This window comes from Azoarcus sp. CIB (assembly GCF_001190925.1).
In the GTDB taxonomy this organism is placed as follows: Bacteria; Pseudomonadota; Gammaproteobacteria; order Burkholderiales; family Rhodocyclaceae; genus Aromatoleum.
Genome location: NZ_CP011072.1, coordinates 2,674,957 through 2,693,203, shown reverse-complemented (window position 1 = coordinate 2,693,203; position 18,247 = coordinate 2,674,957). Strand labels below are relative to the sequence as shown.

The 18,247-nt window shown below is 64.0% G+C and carries 12 protein-coding genes; 9 read left to right on the top strand and 3 right to left on the bottom strand.

Translation table 11 applies throughout. The annotated features are described in order from the left end of the window. Nucleotides 1-2,727 (bottom strand): cation-transporting P-type ATPase, encoded by a 2,727-nt coding sequence (locus tag AzCIB_RS11815; protein ID WP_050416083.1) that lies wholly within the window; start codon nucleotides 2,725-2,727, stop codon nucleotides 1-3. Between the two features lie 188 nt (nucleotides 2,728-2,915). On the opposite strand from AzCIB_RS11815, the gene AzCIB_RS11810 reads away from it, so the two are divergent. Beyond that, nucleotides 2,916-3,800: a universal stress protein gene (locus AzCIB_RS11810; RefSeq protein WP_050416082.1), complete on the top strand. Its 885-nt coding sequence runs from the start codon at nucleotides 2,916-2,918 to the stop codon at nucleotides 3,798-3,800. A 222-nt stretch (nucleotides 3,801-4,022) separates the two neighbouring features. On the opposite strand, the gene rnk is transcribed toward AzCIB_RS11810, so the two are convergent. Both rnk and AzCIB_RS11795 read right to left on the bottom strand, forming a co-directional pair. Next, nucleotides 4,023-4,415 carry a nucleoside diphosphate kinase regulator gene (rnk, locus tag AzCIB_RS11805; RefSeq protein WP_232299207.1) on the bottom strand — a complete coding sequence of 131 codons (393 nt, stop codon included), beginning with the start codon at nucleotides 4,413-4,415 and terminating at the stop codon, nucleotides 4,023-4,025. A gap of 636 nt (nucleotides 4,416-5,051) precedes the next feature. Then, nucleotides 5,052-5,294 (bottom strand): hypothetical protein, encoded by a 243-nt coding sequence (locus AzCIB_RS11795; protein ID WP_050416079.1) that lies wholly within the window; start codon nucleotides 5,292-5,294, stop codon nucleotides 5,052-5,054. Between the two features lie 262 nt (nucleotides 5,295-5,556). Here AzCIB_RS11795 and AzCIB_RS11790 point away from each other — a divergent pair, with 262 nt between their 5' ends. From AzCIB_RS11790 to capA (AzCIB_RS11755), 8 genes are all read left to right on the top strand, one after another. Then, nucleotides 5,557-6,639: a universal stress protein gene (locus AzCIB_RS11790; protein WP_083446985.1), complete on the top strand. Its 1,083-nt coding sequence runs from the start codon at nucleotides 5,557-5,559 to the stop codon at nucleotides 6,637-6,639. A 280-nt stretch (nucleotides 6,640-6,919) separates the two neighbouring features. After that, nucleotides 6,920-7,798: a hypothetical protein gene (locus AzCIB_RS11785; protein ID WP_050416077.1), complete on the top strand. Its 879-nt coding sequence runs from the start codon at nucleotides 6,920-6,922 to the stop codon at nucleotides 7,796-7,798. Nucleotides 7,799-7,942: 144 nt separating this feature from the next. Further along, nucleotides 7,943-8,830 carry a LysR family transcriptional regulator gene (locus AzCIB_RS11780; protein ID WP_232299206.1) on the top strand — a complete coding sequence of 296 codons (888 nt, stop codon included), beginning with the start codon at nucleotides 7,943-7,945 and terminating at the stop codon, nucleotides 8,828-8,830. A gap of 979 nt (nucleotides 8,831-9,809) precedes the next feature. Further along, complete coding sequence (locus AzCIB_RS11775; protein ID WP_050416075.1) at nucleotides 9,810-11,210, top strand: aminotransferase-like domain-containing protein; 1,401 nt, start codon at nucleotides 9,810-9,812, stop codon at nucleotides 11,208-11,210. A gap of 42 nt (nucleotides 11,211-11,252) precedes the next feature. After that, nucleotides 11,253-13,343 carry a caprolactamase subunit alpha gene (gene capA / locus AzCIB_RS11770; RefSeq protein ID WP_050416074.1) on the top strand — a complete coding sequence of 697 codons (2,091 nt, stop codon included), beginning with the start codon at nucleotides 11,253-11,255 and terminating at the stop codon, nucleotides 13,341-13,343. A gap of 56 nt (nucleotides 13,344-13,399) precedes the next feature. Next, a complete protein-coding gene (locus AzCIB_RS11765) occupies nucleotides 13,400-14,017 on the top strand; it encodes a MarC family protein (RefSeq protein WP_050416073.1) in 618 nt (205 codons plus the stop codon). Between the two features lie 189 nt (nucleotides 14,018-14,206). Further along, a complete protein-coding gene (gene capB / locus AzCIB_RS11760) occupies nucleotides 14,207-15,958 on the top strand; it encodes a caprolactamase subunit beta (RefSeq protein WP_050416072.1) in 1,752 nt (583 codons plus the stop codon). A 23-nt stretch (nucleotides 15,959-15,981) separates the two neighbouring features. Further along, nucleotides 15,982-18,120 (top strand): caprolactamase subunit alpha, encoded by a 2,139-nt coding sequence (gene capA / locus AzCIB_RS11755; RefSeq protein WP_050416071.1) that lies wholly within the window; start codon nucleotides 15,982-15,984, stop codon nucleotides 18,118-18,120. Nucleotides 18,121-18,247 lie beyond the last annotated feature (127 nt).

The window sequence follows — 18,247 nt, the reverse complement described above, 5'->3', positions numbered from 1 at the left end:
TCACGCGTCACTCAGACGGGCGGCGAGACCGGTACGGCGGATGACGAATTTCTCCAGTTCAGCGACGGCAAACACCAGCAGGCCGGCCGCTGTTACCTTGCCCCATTCCAATAGCGTGAGATCGGTCGAATCGAAAATGCCATGCATGAATCCCGCATGCGTATAGGCGATCTGCAAGGGAATGCATGCGGCGATGGCGAAGATGACGTAACGATTGCCGGTCAGTCCTCCCCGGTTCGTGACGGGCGCGAAGATGTAGCGGCTGTTGATCAGGTAGAACATTTCGGCCATGACGACCGCGTTAACCGCCATCGTGCGCGCTGTTTCCAGACTCGTGCCGACGGCCAGCTCCGTCAGGAAAAGCCCCAGCGCGCCGGTCATCATCAGCACGGAGACCATCAACACCCGCCAGATGAAGAAGCCGGACAACAGCGCCTGGCGCGGTGGCCGCGGGCGGCGTTTCATGATGTCGTCCTCGGCCGGCTCGAAGGCGAGCGCCAGCCCCAGCGTCGAGGAGGTGACCATGTTGATCCACAACACCTGTGCCGGTGTCAGCGGCAGCGCCAGCTCGAACAGGATGGCCGCAATCACGACGAGCGCTTCGCCGCCGTTGGTGGGCAGCATGAACAGGATGAATTTCTTCAAGTTGTCATAAACCGCACGGCCTTCCCGAACCGCCGTCGCGATCGTGGCGAAGTTGTCATCGGCGAGCACCATGTCGGACGCCTCCTTGGCCGCCTCGGTGCCTTTGAGGCCCATCGCCACCCCGACGTCGGCCCGTTTCAGTGCCGGAGCATCATTCACCCCGTCGCCGGTCATTGCGACCACCTGGCCGTCTTCCTGCAAGGCTTGCACCAGACGCAGTTTGTGTTCCGGGTTGGCCCGCGCGAACACGTCGACCTCCATCGCCACCCGACGTAACGCGGCGTCATCCATCATCGCAACTTCCGCTCCGGTGACGAACGGCTTTCCGACGCCAATGGCCAGTTGGGCGCCGATGGCACGCGCCGTCTCGCCGTGATCGCCCGTGATCATCTTGACGCGGATGCCCGCGTGGTGGCACTCGCTTACCGCCTCGATGGCTTCCTCGCGAGGGGGGTCGATGATGCCGATCAATGCGAGCAGCATGAATCCCTGCTCTACGTCGGCAGGTTCCAGGCTGCCGGTGGTCGGTGCGCCGCGCTTGCACGCGACAGCGAGGAGCCGCAAACCCTGTGCTGCCGTGTCGGTCGCCATCCGGCGCCAGTAGTCGACATCCAGCGACCGCTCGCCGTCATGGTTCAGCTGCCATTCGCACATGTCGAGAATGCGCTCGGGCGCCCCCTTGACGAAGAGCCAGAAGTCTCCGTCCGGATCGCGATGCCAGGTCGCCATGAAGCGATGCTGCGATTCGAACGGGATGGAGTCGATCCGCGGCCAAGCCGTATCCCCGGCATGCTGCGAAAATCCCGCCTTGCGTCCGGCCACGAGCAGTGCGCCTTCGGTCGGATCGCCTTCCACCCGCCACACGTCATCGTCTTCGCGCAGGCGTGCGTCGTTGCACAGCACACCTGCGCGGATCGCCATCGACAGCGCGGGGTAGTGGGCGACATCGACGATGCGGCCGTCGATGCTGAAATCCCCCACCGGGGCGCAACCGACGCCGCCGACGTCAAACACGTGGCCCGCACACACCAAGCGTTGCACAGTCATCTCGTTGCGCGTCAGCGTGCCGGTCTTGTCGGAGCAGATCACCGTCACCGCGCCCAGCGTTTCCACTGCCGGAAGGCGGCGAATGATGGCGTTGCGCCGGGCCATGCGCTGCACCCCCAGCGCGAGGGTCACGGTCATGATCGCCGGCAAGCCCTCAGGAATCGCCGAGGCCGCGAGCGCGACGACCATCATGAACATTTCGGCAGGCGCGTGATCACGCCACAGCGTGCCGAGCACGAAGGTCGCCGCCGACACGCCGATGATGGCCAATGCCAGCACGCGGCCGAAATGGTCGATCTGGCGCAGCAGCGGCGTCGACATCCTCTGGATGTCGGCGAGCATCTGATTGATCCGGCCCAGTTCCGTCGCGCCGCCTGTGGCCACGACGATGCCGGTCGCCTGACCGTAGACCACAAAGGTGCCCGAATAGGCCATGCCGTACCGATCGCCGAGCGGGGCGTCGGCATTAACTTCATCCGTCCCCTTTTCGATAGGCAAGGATTCGCCCGTCAGCGCGGCTTCCTCGATCCGCAATTCCCGTGCGGAAACCAGCCGCAGGTCCGCCGGAATGCGGTCGCCAGAGGTCAGTGTCACCCAGTCGCCGGGGACGAGATCGGCAGCGTCGAGTTCGCGTCGATGGCCGCCACGTATCACCGTCGCATGCGGAGACAACATCGCGCGGATCGCGTCGAGCGCGGCCTCTGCCTTGCCCTCCTGGATGAAGCCGATGATCGCGTTGATCACCACCGCGGCGAGCAACACCCCGGTATCGACCCAATGACCGAGCACCGCCGTGATGGCCGCTGCGCCGAGCATCACGTACAGCAGGATGTTGTGAAACTGCATGACCAGCCGCAGGAGGGGGCCGCGCCGCGCCGGCGGAGCGAGTAGATTCGAGCCGTATTGCACGAGTCGACGGCGTGCTTCATCCTCCGTCAGGCCCTCCGGCCCGGTTTGCAGGACCTGTCCCACGTCGTCCTTGGACAGCGCATGCCAGCTTGGGGGGCGGGCATGATCCATGTGGCGGTCGCTCATCGATGCGTAGCCTCCAAGCATTCCCCCGCTCTGCCTGCTTGCCGGGGATAGTCGTGAAAGCTGAGAACTTTTGTAGCAATATTATACCGAAGCATGCATAGACCTCCCAACCACCCAGGATAGGTGCCCGGCCCGGGTCGATGCTGCCGTGCTGACGCGAACAGCATTCGAATGGATAGGAAATGACCATGTTGAAACTGAACCGCCTGCTTGCCGCTACCGACCTCTCCGCACCGGCTCGCCATGCCGTCGAGCGTGCAGCCCTCGTGAGTCGGGAAACGGGGGCTCCGTTGGACGTGTTGCATGTGGCAGATCTTGCACCGCTGGACAAGCTTCGCCACCTCATGGGCAACTCGACGGACGAGTTGAGACAGCAGGTGCTCAAGAGCGCACGGGAAAAGTTGCATGATCTTGTCGTCATTCTCCAAAACCACTACGCCGTGTCCGCCGGTGCTCATGTTGCGTTTGGCTCCTTGCTTGCAGAACTGGACAAGGCCGTGGATGTGTCGGCAGCGGGCCTGATCGTTTGTGGTGCTCGCGGCGAGAGCTTCCTGCGGCATATCCTGCTGGGCTCAACTGCGGAACGGATGCTCAGTCGGGCGAAATGTCCGATGCTGGTGGTCAAGCAGGCTGCGCATGAACCGTATCGAACGGTGCTCGTGCCGGTGGATTTCTCGCCTTCGTCGCTGCGCGCAATCAGCAATGCGCGGCTTGTCGCGCCACGGGCAGAAATCGTCTTGCTGCATGCATTCGACGTGCCGTTCGAGGGCCATCTGCGTTACGCCGGTGTAGAGGAAGAAGTGATCAGGGGCTATCGCACGCTAGCCCGGCAGGAAGCGATTCAGAATCTGAATGCCTTGAGCGCGCAAGCCGGATTGCCGCCCTACGAGGCACGGCTTGTCGTGCAGCAGGGCCTTCCGTCAACGCACATCATCGAGCAGGAGCAGGAAGCGGACTGCGACTTGATCGTGATGGGCAAACACGGCGAAAGCATGCTCGACGAATTATTCCTCGGCAGCGTCACCAAGCATGTCCTGGCCGAATCCCAGTGCGACGTGCTCGTCTCCGTGTGAGCAGTCCTCGCCCGCAGATCAAAGCACGTGCGGGAACGGGGCGCGCCGGGTTGGCCTGCGTCGCCACAGGCTGGCCAGGCATACCATCAACCGGAGGACGCGCGGCGAAGGCCCAGTGTGCCCGGCGACGCTATCCTGTTTGGTGGGAACGCCTGTCGGCTAATGACGGCAGGCCGGCGCCGCCGGTACGTGACCGCACCCGGGCACCATCGTGAGCGACCTTCAATGCCGGTGATCTGCACCCGCAGGGCTGGCGTTGCCGGACTGATCGACGGCGATGACCGTCAGGCGGCGCTCGGTGCCGTCGGGAAAGTCCCAGTCGATCGCCTGACCCACGCTCAGGCCGATCAGGGCTGCGCCGACCGGCGCCAGGATGGACACCTTCCCCAGCGCAATGTCGGCCTCGTCCGGGAACACGATTTGCACTTCACGATCGAGGCCGGTTCTCTCATCACGATAGTGAACCCGCGCGTTCATCGTGACGACGTTCGTCTGGATTGATTCCACGGGAATTACAATTGCCCGTTCGAGTTCTGCACGCAGGGGTGGTGACGGTTGAATCGCCATCAAGCGCACAAAATCGACCTCGCTAACGATGATGTTAGTCTCTTGCATCATTTCTCTTGACTCCAGGGGACGTAGCGGCGCCTTCCGCCGATGGTGACACCATGATATGGGCCGAGCCGAGGCTTGATTAGCCGTTCGGTGGGCACAGTATTGTTTCCAATACGGAAACAGTTAGGAGGCCGCGCGTACGACGTCAATGACACACGTCGTGTTCGTCCAGATGCACAAGGCGAAAAGCTTTTCCGACGCGGCGAAGCGCCTGAGGCTCGAAATCGCAGGTGAGCAAATTGGTCAGTCGTGTCGAAGCCAGGCTGGGCGTGCGTCTGCCGCAACGACGCACACGTCGCCAAATGCTGACCGAGGTAGGGGAGGCGTATGAGGGCTCGTCGACGAGATCGTCAGCCAGGACTAGCGACCCCAATGGTGCCGACACCACCGCGTCAAGCCGCGTCGGCCGGGACGCCCTCCGGTGTCGTGCTCCTTTCGGGTGGCGGCCTTGGGACGAGGGCGCGCGGATCGCGGCCCGGGTAAAGCACCATCAGGCTGCCAATGCCCCCGAGCCGGTGAAAGCGCGCACTCGGCCTCACGGCGACCAGCACAAGGCGACTGTCGTCCTCTGGGGTGCAATCCCGATTCTGCTCTCTCATCGACGTTCTCCTTCAGTCCGTAGCCGTCGTCATCGGATCAGGCCGTCATCGGCTGCTTTACCCACACCCCGGGCGGCCGGCGCAGGAGCGCCGCCGGCTTGTCCGTGGAGTCGGGCTCGCTGTTCCGGTCAGGACCCGGTCCGCGTGGGCCTTCCAGGAGTAACCCGCGCGCCTCGCCGCGACGGGTTGCCGCATCAGGCTCGACGCGAAGTTGCTGCATTGTCTCGTGTGCGGTATCGATGGATGCCCCGCGCGCGATGTCAGCCGATTTCGTTGTCATGTCGCCTCCTTTGCCCTCGCGTCGTCTTCGGCGGGGGGCCGCAACCCGTCATCGGGCCACTCCTATGGTAGGCGTTGGGAGCCAGCGGGATAAGCCGGCGCCGCGGAACGTCGCTGTTGTCGTCCGCTCTACAATGAGGCGCTCCAAATGCTCATCCAGCGAGCCAGGGTGCCGCAATTGTGTCTTGTAGGGATACAAGCTGATGCCTCGCCGGTGGCTTATCGGCCCATTGCGAGTGGCATAGGATTCCCTCAGGCATGGAATGCGCAGCCCTGCCGACGATCGGGCCGCTTCGGCCGGTCATAGGGCTGTCGTATTGCCGGAATCGATCGAGCAACAGCGTGAAGGAACCCCGTTTCAGTCGATAGGCGGCGATATGGAAGTGACAACCGATTTCATGAACTGGGAAATGGTCGAACGCGATCAGTTCGGGCGCGTGGTTGGCCTTGCGGCGCAAGTCGGGGGAAAGACGCGCCGCCTTCCGGTCTATCGCGTCCTTGCTCCGGTCGACGGTTCTCCCGCCTCGTTGGCGGCCCTGCGCGTCGCCGCCAGCATGGCCGGCCGCTCGGCTGGATCGGCCCTCCACGTGTTGAATGTGCAGACCATTATCGGCAACACGAGTGACGACGATACGCTGATGGACGCCGGACTCGCCGAAACGGAGGATGCGCGCCGGAGTCTCGGCGAGGCAGACGGGCGCTATCACCTGCAGCTCACGGCGGGCAATCCCGCCGAGGTGATCCTCGCCTACGCCCGCCGGCAGCGCATCACGGAAATCGTCATGGGCGCGGATGGCGCCGGCAGCGTGGCGTGCGCACTGCTCGGTTCGGTCGCGCTGGACGTGCTGGAGAACACGGACATTGCGGTGACCTTGGTCAAATCGCGACACCGTGCGAGGCAATTCGCCGCGGGCACGGGTGACCTGCTGGTCGTCTGTGACGGTTCAGCTGGGTCTCTGCGGGCGCTGCATCACGCACTCGAATATACGGGCAAGCTGACTGATGGGCCGCGAATTCATCTGCTCAATGTGCACAGGGCCGATGACGGACCGTTCCTCGGCCGACCGACAGCAAGGGATGCGGACATTCGCTCCGGCGACCGTGAGCGGGCGCTTCAGGCTAGTGATGCCGCGCTGCGCACACTCGATGCAGCCCGAGCCAACTATGAGGTCCATGTCGCACAGGGAGACCCCGTGGACAAGATTCTCGAGCTTGCAACGAGCATCGACTGCGACCGCATTGTCATGGCCTCGCACGGTCTCGGCTGGTTCGCGGGTCTCACGGCCGGCTCGATTTCGTGGAGCGTGCTGTACCGCACGGTCATCCCGATCACGCTGGTCAAGTAGCGATGCGAGACCGCCCCGATAAACTCAGTTTGCGATGGTCTCGAACGACTGAGCAATGAATGTCGGATACCCGCAATCGCTTCGGCGCCTTTCACGTGGATCGGCGCGTGCGACCCTGAGGCTAAGTCACTGCAAGCCATTGCGGGAGTATTCGCGCGAAACGATGGCCTGCCATGCGGAGTAGGTGCTCGCATGCCGCTGCCGGAAACCCATCGTACCGCCAGCCCCACCGGAGGAACCTGCCGGCATACCCGATGCCGTGCGGACAAGGAATTAATGCATGGATCTGACCCGAGATTTCGTTCGCGCCAAGAGCCCCTGTGCCAATGGCTTCCGTTGGTTCCTGCGCCACTATGGGGGCGGTGGAAACTACCAGGAACTGCTCGACGCGCTGGTGGCCGACAATCGTGCGGCTGACGCGTGCTGGCTGATGGACCAGTTCGGTCCGACGGATGCGGTGCTGGTCGTCGACAGCATCGATGCCAACGCCCTGGTGTATCCAGGCACGATAGAGGTGCGCGGCAATATTGACGTGGGCGACGTACTGCGTGTCGGGCACTCGCTCCGGGTGGGAGGGAGCATCCGTGTCGGGCGGGAAATTGATGTCGGAGGCGACCTTCGTGTCGCCGGACATCTTCGTGCCGACGGCCGTGTCGGGGTGGGCGGCGACATGCGCGCAAGCTGGGGTGTCGATGCCGGCGGAGACATCGCCTGCGGCGGCGACCTTCGGGTGGGTCGGGACCTGTATTGCCGCGGCGCGCTCGATCTTGCGGGGAATGCGGGCACCGGCGGGGACCTCGTCGTGCACGGAACGATATCGTGCGCCAAGAACCTGCGCGCTGGGTGCGACATTGCCGGAGATGAACACATCCGGGCAGGGCACGGCATCGAAGCGGGAGCCTCCATTCGCTGCGGCCGACATCTCGAGGCTGGCTGGGGAATCCGCGCGGGCGCGACGATTCTCGCCGATGGTGCGATCCAGGCAGGAGAAAGCATCCTTGCCGGCGGGGAAATCTGCGCCGGCAGCGGTTACGGTATCTTCGCCGGCCTGAGCGTTCCCAAGGATGCCTGGGAAAGCTGCGCGAAGGTGCAGGCGAGCATACCGCCCCGAAGTCTCATGAGCGGCTGGTGGGAGGGCGCCGCTCGAGCGACCCTCTGATTCCCTTTCCGCAGGCCCGATCAAATCGGAGTCCGCGGTCACTATCTCGGAATCACCGGTCACACCCTTCTCGGAATCAGCGGTCACGTTGGGTCGGAATCCGCACTGGGCGGATACAATTCAGACATGCAAGATCTGAATTTGATGGCGATCTACGCACACGTAGTGGCGAGCGGAAGCTTCTCCGCGGCGGCCCTCCGCCTCGGCACGTCACGCTCGGCGGTGAGTAAGGCGGTGGCGAAGCTCGAACATTCGCTCGGCGTGCGTTTGCTCCACCGCAGCACTCGTCATCTGAGCGTCACCGAGGTCGGAGCCGTCCTTGTCGAGCACTGCAACCGTATCGTTGAGGAGATGGTGCAGGCCGAGCAAGTGGCGAGCAGCCTACATGCACAGCCGCGCGGCACCCTTCGCGTCGCCGCGTCGGTAGCCTTCGGGACGCTGCATGTTGCGCCAGCCCTTGCGGACTTCCTCGGTCGATACCCTGATCTGGACGTCGATATGACCATATCCGACCGCAGCATAGATCTCGCTGAAGAAGGATATGACGTCATCGTGCGCGTGGCGAGCGAACTGCCGCTGTCCGTTGTCGCACGTCAGCTCGCCCCGGTACGGCGCAAGCTCTGTGCGACGCCGGAGTACTTTGCGCGGCACGGCCTGCCACGCATCCCGCAGGATTTATCCCGCCACAACTGTCTGGACTACACGCACTCCGGCGAGCAGGGCCTCTGGCGCTTCACCGGACCGGAGGGCGAGATCGCGGTGCCCGTGGCCGGCCGCCTGCGCATCAATGATGACGAGGCGCTGTCCCAGGCCGTACTCGGGGGGCTCGGGCTTGCGTTGCTGCCGACCTTCATCATCGGAAGAGATCTGCAGGCCGGCCGCCTATGTGCCGCGCTGTCCGAGTACATCCCCGTCGAACGCCATGTATACGCCCTCTATTTGCCGACCCGGCACCTGCCGGCCAAGGTCCGTACATTCATAGACTTCCTGCTCGAGCATATCGGTTCAGAACCCTATTGGGACGAGGAGTGAACCGCCGGATCACCCGAGGCGAGGCACCAAACCCTGGGCTGCCGTAGAGCCGTTCCTGCGGGTTTCGGTCCGGTTGCGCGGGCTTGGTCCGCACGGCTAACGCTGCCAGATCGGCCGGCCATCGTTGATCGTCAACTCGACGCGCTCAGCCGACGAGAAGGCATTCAGCGGGAAGCCGTGAGCGGCAGGAGGGGTGATCACTGCGTAACGCCCGGTGGTGACGGACGTTGGATTGGGCCGCTGGAATCAGTCAAGTTGCGCCCAAAGAACTTTCAAAAGTCCGCCGTAGTTCCGCGCCGTTGCTGGGTGTGGGGAGACGTTGTTTTGAAAAAAATGTGATGTAAGTGTTTGATTTTACGTGCTTGGCCCCGGTCTTGTGGCTCCAGTTGTCACCGGTTCGATCCCGGTATGTCGCCCCAGCGAATCAAACAGTTAGCGAATCGCAGTATCCAAAATGGTTGTAGAACGATCTACAAAACCGGGCCCGCCGATGAGCGGGCCCGCTTGTTTTTAAAGGGTTCCGCACTGGATTCGTGGGTCTGCAAACATCACCGCGGCCGACCGCGCCCGCCAGGTGGCGAAATCTCCACAAAACCTCTCACCGAGCGCCGCGACCGCAAAGAAGATCTCTCATTCGGGGGGAAAGCGTGTCGTCCCCAACCGCTGTGTCTACCCGAGCGCCAGGATTCCTGGTTTGCGAACGCGAATTCCGCAGTCCTCCATTGCAAGTGCAGATTCGCTTGAAGGCGGAGCTGCAACAATGCCGGCACAGATCGCCGGCAGGGGCTTCTTCAGCACGAGCATGACAGCGGCGGTTGTGCTGCGCGCCAGCCTGGCGCCGCAGCACTGTACTGCTTCGTGTAGCAGTACAGTGCTGCGATCTGTTCTTCAATTTGCTCGTTGTGCAACCTGCTGCCTTGGTCCAAGCTAACCTTGAGTCCGCGTAGCCGAACTTCCGGCAATTCATCTGAGAGCCCGCATGTTCGTTGTCGATCCGAAAGTCCCCAAACCCTTGGTGGTTCAGATTGTTGAGGGCTATCGCGCACTGATCGAGGCAGGCAAGTTGCGCTCCGGAATGAAGATTCCGTCCATCCGGCAGTTTGCCGAGACCAATCGAGTCAGCATGTCGACAGTGGTCGAAGCCTACGACCGCCTTGTGGCGGACGGCTGCCTGGTGGCTCGCCAGAATATGGGTTTCTTCATTCGCGAGGTGGGATCCGGGCGCCTGTCGGCAGTCGTTGATGGAGGGCGACCGCCGCTCGGGATGGAGACATTGTGGTCGGTGCACAAGGGCTGGGTCACAGGCAACGCATCGATCAACGCAGGCAGTGGCTGGCTCCCCGAGGATTGGTTCGACGAAGAGGCATTGAAGAAAAGTTTGCGTGCCGTTGCGGGCCGTCCAACGGCACAAATTGTGGGTTATGGGCATCCCAAGGGTTTTCCGAGCTTGCGCTGGAAGATAGCCGACTGGTTGCGCGAGAAGGAGATCTATGCGAACCCCGAGCAGATATTGATGACAACCGGCGCGATGCATGCGTTGTCGCTGTTGGCAAAGTATCTGATCGGAGAGGGGCAGACGGTGTTCGTCGAGGAGCCGGGTTTCGGAACACTGAATGTCACGCTGCGGTTGCAGGGAGCGAAGGTGGTCGGTGTGCCGATGGGAGCGCACGGGCCGGACATCGAGGTGCTGGATGCGCTGGCGGCGGAGCACAAGCCGCGCGTCTTCTTCATCAACCCGCGGTTGCAGAACCCGACCGGGGTGTCTTACGACATGCCGACCTCGCACCGCGTGCTGCAGCTCGCGGAACGCTACGACTTCCTAATCGTGGAGGACGACATTTACGCCGAGCTCGATCCTTTTTCCAGCCGCTGTCTTGCCGGAATGGACCAGTTGAACCGCGTGATCTACGTCAACGGTTTTTCGAAGACCGTCGCGCCGAGCCTGCGTGTCGGCTACATCGCAGCCCACCCCGACATCATCGAGGACTTGACGCTGCACAAGATCGCCGCAGGCCTGACGAGCTCGGAACTCTCGGAACGACTTGCGCACGAGGTGCTGCTCGATGGTCGGTATCGCAAGCACCTGCGCGCGCTGCGCGAGCGCCTGGCGATCGCGCAGGCGCAGACCTGCGAGCGGCTCGAAGCGGCCGGGCTGGAGCTCTTCCATCGGCCGCGTGCCGGCATGTTCGTGCTCGCGCGCTTTCCGGGTCTCGACGACCCGGAGCCCCTGTGCAACGAGGCGAACTTGCGCGGCATCCTGATGGCGCCGCTCGCCGGCTTCTGCACTGGCGCAGACGGCTCGCCATGGATCCGCTTCAACGTCGCGTACTGTGACAACGAGCGGCTTTTCGAATACCTGTCGATGATGAGCGCGCAATGAGTGAGGGAGACTTCGTGCGATCCGCCATCGAGGAGTTGCAACATGGCTAAGACCTACCGTCTGGGCATCGATACCGGCGGTACGTTCACCGACTTCGTGCTCGCCGACAATGGCGGGCGCACGTGGTTGTTCAAGGTCGAATCGACCCCCGACGACCCGAAGCGGGCGCTCGCCGCGGGATTCCGCGAGATCGAGCAGGAACTCGGGCTTGCTGCGCACGCGCTGATCGACGCGACGGTGCTGTGCGTCAACGGCACGACCATCGCACTCAACGCGCTGATCCAGCATTCGGGCGCGAAGGTGGGCCTGCTGGCGACGGCCGGCCACGAGGATTCGCTGGAAATCCGTCTCGGCCAGAAGGAGGAGGGCTACCGCTACAATCCGAACTATCCCCCTCCACGGATGCTGGTCGAGCGCTATCTGCGCCGCCCGGTGCGGGAGAGGATCACGTCTGACGGCTCGGTGCTGATGCCGCTGAACGAGAACGACGTGGCGGAGGCTTGTGCCTTCTTCCGGGATGCCGGCGTCGAGGCGGTTGCCATCTCCTTCGTGTGGTCCTGTGTGAACGCGGCACACGAGCAGCGCGCCGCCGAGATCGTTCGTGAACTGCTGCCCGATGTGTATGTGACGACCGGCGCCGACGTCCTCCCGCAGATTCGTGAATACACGCGCACGTCAACGGCCGTGCTGAATGCCTATCTGGGACCGTCGGTGGCGCATTACGTGCGCGAAGTGGGGGATTTCTTCAGCGCCTATGACGGTGCCTCGCGTCTGCGCTATTTCCAGTCGAACGGAGGCATGGCTTCGCCGACGGAGTTCACACGACGGGCCGTATATGCGGTGAACTCCGGGCCCGCCGCCGCGCCGCGTGCCGGGACCTTTGTCGCGCGTCCGCTCGGGGTCGATGACATCATCACCGTCGACATGGGCGGTACTTCATTCGATGTCACGCTGTGTCGCGCGGGGCTGGCGAACATCGCCAAGAACGTCGATTTCCTGCGCTATCGGCTGGGGATCCCGGTCGTCCAGGTGGAAATGCTCGGCGCGGGAGGCGGATCGATCGCGGCCGTCGATCGCTACGGGATGCTGTCGGTCGGTCCGCAGAGTGCCGGTGTGAATCCCGGGCCCGCCTGCTACCGGCGCGGAGGCGAGCGGCCGACCGTGACCGACGCGAACGTGGTGCTCGGTTACCTGAATCCCGAGGCGCTGCTCGGCGGGCGGCTGCCGATAGACGCCGGGGCCGCAAGGGTGGCGCTCGCTCGCCACATTGCCGAGCCGCTGGGCGTGTCGGTCGAGAAGGCAGCGTACGGAGTGGTACGGGTCGTCAATACCAACATGGTCGCGGGTATCCGGCGGGTGTCGGTCGAGCGTGGCTACGATCCCCGGGAGTTCTCGCTGGTTGCCGCAGGCGGCGCGACGGGCGCACACATCACCGCACTCGCGTCCGAGATCGGTATCCGCCAGGTGCTGGTGCCGAAGGTCGCGTCGGGGTTGTGCGCATTCGGGCAGGTGCTATCCGACGTCAAGTACAGCTATATGGCGGCGTGTCCGGGACGCCTCGACGAGCACACGGATTTTCTGAGGCTGGAGTGGCTGTTCCAGGACATCGAGGCGGAAGGGGTCCGAGTGCTGCGCAGCGAGGGGTTCGCGGACGACGCAATCCGCATCGAACGTTCGATCGACATGCGCTACGTCGGCCAGATCCAGGAATGCACGGTGGCGGCGGGCAGTGGTCGTCTGCACCCGGAGTCGGCCGCGCTGTTGCGGCAACGATTCGACGAGATTCACCAACGCCTGTTCACGTTTTGCGAACCCGATAGTGCTGTCGAGATCGTGAATATCGAAAGCACGGTGTATGGCGTTTTTCCGGATCTCCCGGTATGGAGGCACGACGATGCGGCCGGAGGGGCAGATCCGGTAAAGACGTGGCGCCAGGTCTGGCTCGGCCAGGGCGACGACATCGTGCCCTGCGAGGTGCCGATATACGACGGCGAGCGGATGCGCTGCGGTGTCGTCATTGCGGGTCCGGCGCTGATCGAGGAGCCCACGACGACCATTCTGCTCGAAGCAGGCTGGCAGGCGGTGCTCGAGCGCAGCGGGGTTTACCGGCTCACGGATGAGCGCTCGACGTAGGCGAGGGAACCGCGTCGGCGCGACTCGTTCATCGTCTTCGTGAAGGAGAGTCGTCGATGGAATTCGCAAAAATCTGCATCACCCTTGCCGCACTGATCAACCCGTTCGGCGCGATCCCGGCATTCATCAGTCTGACCGAGGATCAATCCGAGGCGGCGCGTCGCCAGACCATCCGGACCGCAGCGCTCGCGACTTTCATCGTGATCGCGATATCGGCCCTCGGCGGCCAGTACATGCTCGCCGGTTTCGGCATCACGATTCCATCGCTGCAGGTCGGTGGCGGCGTGCTGCTCTTCCTCGTCGCCGTGTCGATGTTCAACGCGCAGCCGGCACCGAGCCGGGCGACGCCCGAGGAACGCGACGAGGCGAGCGAGCGGGCAAACATCGCCGTCGTGCCGCTGACGATCCCGCTGCTGACCGGTCCCGGCACGGTCAGCACGGTGATCATCTATGCGGACCAAGCGCACAGCGTCGGTGGGATCCTGATGTTGCTGATGGCCGGCCTCCTGATCGCGGTCGGCGTGTGGGTGGCCTTCGGCCTGGCCGCGCCGATCAGCCGGCTCGCGGGGCGTACCGGACTCAACATCATGACGCGGCTAATGGGGCTCGTGCTGGCGGCGCTTGCCGTCGAGTTCGTGGCGGCGGGGGTGCGGGCCTATGTTTTCGCCGCCTGATCCGGCCGCCCACTGCGGCGTCCAAGAGAGGGACCGGGTGCACTGCTTGCAGTGCGGCGACTGTACTGGCCGTACGTGGAGTACACCCCGGCGGTGAGGACGCTGTGGTGTATCTGTAAGCAGGTTTGCCCTCGCCGTACTCTTCACTCACGACAACTCAATCCCGTCAGAGGGTATGGAGAAGAGGCAATGACAAGAAAGGTAAATCCGATCACCCTGGCCGTCGTTCGCGGCGCGCTGGAGACGACGCAGCGCGAGATGACGCTGACGCTCGAGAAGACGGCGCGTTCGAGCGTCTTCAACGTGGCGCACGACTACAGTAACGCGATCTTCAATCACCGACCGGAGATGATCCTGCAGGGGCAGGACATCCCGATCCACCTGGGCAGCCTGATCCCGGCGATGAAATTCGTCGCCGCCTACTTCGGGGATGACATCCACGAAGGCGATGTCATCTACCACAACGATCCGGGCAGCATGGGAAGCCACATCCTCGACTGCTGCATGTACAAGCCGGTGTTCTACCGGGGCGAGCTGGTGTTCTGGACGGTGTGCAAGGGCCACGTCACCGACATCGGTGGCCCGGTGCCGGCCGGCTACAACCCGGACGCGAAGGAGATCTACGCCGAAGGACTGCGCATCCCGCCGGTGAAGTTCTGGGAGAAAGGCCGCCAGCGCAAGGACGTCGTCAATTTCTATCTCGCCAACGTGCGTTCCCGCCGCGACCAGGAAGGCGACCTGCGCGCGCAGTTGGGCGCGGTGACGGTCGGCGAGCGCAACCTGATCGCGCTGCTCGACAAGTACGGCGTGCAGACGGTGCGCGACTGCATCGACGAGCTGATGGACATGGCGGACCGCCACATGCGCGAGATCATCGGCGCGATTCCGGACGGTACCTACTCCGCGAGCGCGGTGCTGGAGGATGCGGGCCACGGTTTCGGCGACATCACGATCTCGGCCGCGGTGACGATCAAGGGTGACGAGTGCGCGATCGCGATTTCGAGCCCTCCGCAGATCCCGTACTTCATCAACTCCTACGAGGGTAACTCGATTTCGGGCGTGTATCTGGGCCTGATGATGTTCACGCAGGTCGATCCGCCATACAACGAGGGCCTGTATCGCTGCATTACCGTCGATCTGGGCCCGAAGGGGACGCTGTGCAATGCGGTGGAGCCGGCGCCGCATGTGAACAGCACGACGACGCCGATGGAGACGCTTTCCGACGCGGTGCGGCTCGCGCTGGAGAAGGCGGCGCCCGAGCGCGCAGTGGGGTCGTGGGGCCACGCCAGTGGCATCAACATCGCCGGCTTCGATGCGCGCAACAACGAGGAGTACGTGACGATGGTGCTCGCGTCGCTGATCTCCGGCGCGGGGGCGACGGCGCACATGGACGGCTGGCACGCTTGCGGTCCGCAGTGTTGCTTCGGGGCGCTGACCTCGGGCGACATCGAGATCCTCGAATACTCCTACCCGATCGTGATCCACCGCTACGGGCTGGTGCAGGACAGCGGCGGCGCGGGCAAGTACCGGGGGGGCTGCGCGACCGAGTGGGAAGTCGAACCGATCGGCCACGAGATGACGGTCGTGAGCTTCGGCGAGGGGCGCAAGTACGCGTCGCTGGGGGCGAACGGGGCGCACAACCGTGTGCTCGACAGCAAGCTCGCACGCATCGACCTGAAGGTCGGCGAGAAGGTCACCGACACGCTGCGCAAGAACGTCGTGCTGAAGATACAGGATGGCCAGCGCGTCTCCGCGATCAATCCGGGCGGGGGCGGCTGGGGCAATGCCTTCGAGCGCGACCCCGAGCAGGTCGCATCCGACGTGCGCAACGGTTTCGTGTCCTTCGATGGGGCGCGCAAGGACTACGGCGTGGCGGTGTCGCCGGAGGATTTCAGCGTGATGGCTGACGAGACGAAGCGCTTGCGCGCGGCGGCGATCTGACAAGAACGAAGAGGAGAACAGCAATGAGCAAGCGTTTCCGCCTGGGCATCGACGCCGGAGGCACTTTTACCGATTTCGTGCTGGCCGATGAGCAGGGCCAGGTGCGGCTCTTCAAGGCCACTTCGACACCGGACGACGGCACGAAGGCGATCGCCGACGGGTTGCAGCAGATTTCCGAGGCCTTGGGCCTGCCGGTCGCCGAGATCCTCAACAATGCCGACCTGCTGGTGAACGGCACGACGGTCGGGCTGAATGCGCTGATCCAGCTGAAGGGCGTCAAGACCGGCCTGATCTGCACCGCGGGCCACGAGGATTCGATCGAGATCCGCCTCGGCCACAAGGAGGAGGGCTATCGCTACGACGCGAAGTACCCGCCGGCGACGATGCTCGTGCCGCGTTGCCTGCGGCATGGGGTGCGCGAGCGCGTGCTGTCGGATGGCACGGTACAGACGACTCTGAACGAGGACGACGTGCGCGCGGCCTGCGAGCGCTTCCGTGCCGAGGGCGTCGAGGCGGTGGCACTGTCATTCCTATGGTCGGTCGCGAACGATGTGCATGAGCGCCGCGCAGCCGAGATCGTGCGCGAGATGCTGCCGGACGTGTATGTGTCGGTCGGCGTCGAGGTGTTCCCGCAAATGCGCGAGTACACGAGGACTTCGACGGCGGTCGTGAATGCCTACCTCGGGCCGGTGCTGGAACGCTACGTGCGCCGTATCGACGACTTCTTCGTCGGCCTCGGCGTGACGGCGCCGATCCGCTACTACCAGTCGAACGGCGGCATGGCGGCGCGCGACGTGATGGTCTCGAGGGCGGTCAATGCGATCAACTCCGGGCCCGCATCGGCGCCGACGGCCGGGATGCACGTCGCGGGCCCCTTGGGCATCGAGAACATCATCACCGTCGACATGGGCGGCACCTCCTTCGACATTACGCTGACGAAGGACGGCAAGACCAACCTCAGCAAGAACATCGACTTCCTGCGCTACCGCATCGGCACGCCGATGATCCAGGTCGAAACGCTGGGGGCGGGCGGCGGTTCGATCGCGTGGATCGACGCGATGGGGCTGCTCAACGTCGGGCCGCAGAGCGCGGGCGCGAATCCGGGGCCGGTGTGCTACATGCGCGGCGGGGAGTTGCCGACGGTGACGGACGCGAACGTCGTGCTCGGGTATCTCAACCCGTCCTACCTGCTCGGCGGGCGTGTGAAGATCGACGGTGCGGCGGCGCGGCGTGCGATTGAGGAGAAGATCGCCAAGCCGCTCGGCATATCGGTCGAGCACGCGGCGCACGGCATTTTCAACATCGTCAATAACAACATGGTAAATGGCATCCGCCGCGTGTCGGTGGAGCGGGGCTACGATCCGCGCGACTTCGTGCTGGTTGGTGCAGGTGGGGCGACGGCGCTGCACATCGCGTCACTCGCACGCGAGATCGGCGTCAAAAAGGTGCTGGTGCCCAAGCTCGCGTCCGGGCTGTGCGCCTTCGGCCAGATCCTGTCGAACGTGAAGTACACAAAAATGTCGGCTTGCCCGATGCGCGTCGGGCCGCATGCGGACTGGGAACGCATCGACCAGCGCTTCCACGACCTCGAACGCGAGGCGATCGGCGCGCTGCAGGCCGAAGGCTTCGAGACCAAGGATATCCGCATCGAGCGTTCGATCGATATGCGCTATCTCGGCCAGGTGCATGAGTGCCCGGTCGATATCGCCACGATGTCGGTCAATGCCGAGAGTTTCAAGGACATCCGCCGCCGCTTCGACCAGCGGCATCAGGAGCTTTTCACCTACTGCGAGCCCGACGGCGTCGTCGAGATCGTCAACATCGAGACGACCGTGTCGGGGGTGGTGCCGCCGCTGAAGACGGCGAGCGCGGTGCCGCAGCGGGCGCCCTCCGCTGCACCGGTGAAGGAGCAGCGGAACATGGTGTTCGGCCACGGCACAGACGTCCGCACTATGCTCGCGCCCGTGTATGACGGCGAAGGGATCGAGCCGGGGATGCGGATTCAGGGCCCGGGGGTGATCGAGGAGGTCACCACGTCGATCGTCATCGAGCCCGGTTGGGTCGCTTCGCTCGACGCGAGCGGGGTGTACGTGCTCGAGGACAAGCAGATCGCCGAAGCGAGCTCAGGCCCTGCGGCGGTGGAAGAAGCAGTAGCCGCCTGAACCAGCCGCGTGCCATAGCGCAGCGCGGACAAAAACACCTAAAGAGACACGCACGAAGTAGCTGGGACGCGCGGCTCGGGCCGCCACAGGGACGCTTTTGCCCGCGATTTTGATGGGGCGAAGCAAA

Excerpts from the sequence above, each read along its gene's own strand:
- AzCIB_RS11815 (WP_050416083.1), bottom strand. The coding sequence starts at position 2,727 with ATGAGCGACCGCCACATGGATCATGCCCGCCCCCCAAGCTGGCATGCG.
- AzCIB_RS11810 (WP_050416082.1), top strand. The coding sequence starts at position 2,916 with ATGTTGAAACTGAACCGCCTGCTTGCCGCTACCGACCTCTCCGCACCG.
- rnk (WP_232299207.1), bottom strand. The coding sequence starts at position 4,415 with ATGCAAGAGACTAACATCATCGTTAGCGAGGTCGATTTTGTGCGCTTG.
- AzCIB_RS11795 (WP_050416079.1), bottom strand. The coding sequence starts at position 5,294 with ATGACAACGAAATCGGCTGACATCGCGCGCGGGGCATCCATCGATACC.
- AzCIB_RS11790 (WP_083446985.1), top strand. The coding sequence starts at position 5,557 with ATGCGCAGCCCTGCCGACGATCGGGCCGCTTCGGCCGGTCATAGGGCT.
- AzCIB_RS11785 (WP_050416077.1), top strand. The coding sequence starts at position 6,920 with ATGGATCTGACCCGAGATTTCGTTCGCGCCAAGAGCCCCTGTGCCAAT.
- AzCIB_RS11780 (WP_232299206.1), top strand. The coding sequence starts at position 7,943 with ATGGCGATCTACGCACACGTAGTGGCGAGCGGAAGCTTCTCCGCGGCG.
- AzCIB_RS11775 (WP_050416075.1), top strand. The coding sequence starts at position 9,810 with ATGTTCGTTGTCGATCCGAAAGTCCCCAAACCCTTGGTGGTTCAGATT.
- capA (WP_050416074.1), top strand. The coding sequence starts at position 11,253 with ATGGCTAAGACCTACCGTCTGGGCATCGATACCGGCGGTACGTTCACC.
- AzCIB_RS11765 (WP_050416073.1), top strand. The coding sequence starts at position 13,400 with ATGGAATTCGCAAAAATCTGCATCACCCTTGCCGCACTGATCAACCCG.
- capB (WP_050416072.1), top strand. The coding sequence starts at position 14,207 with ATGACAAGAAAGGTAAATCCGATCACCCTGGCCGTCGTTCGCGGCGCG.
- capA (WP_050416071.1), top strand. The coding sequence starts at position 15,982 with ATGAGCAAGCGTTTCCGCCTGGGCATCGACGCCGGAGGCACTTTTACC.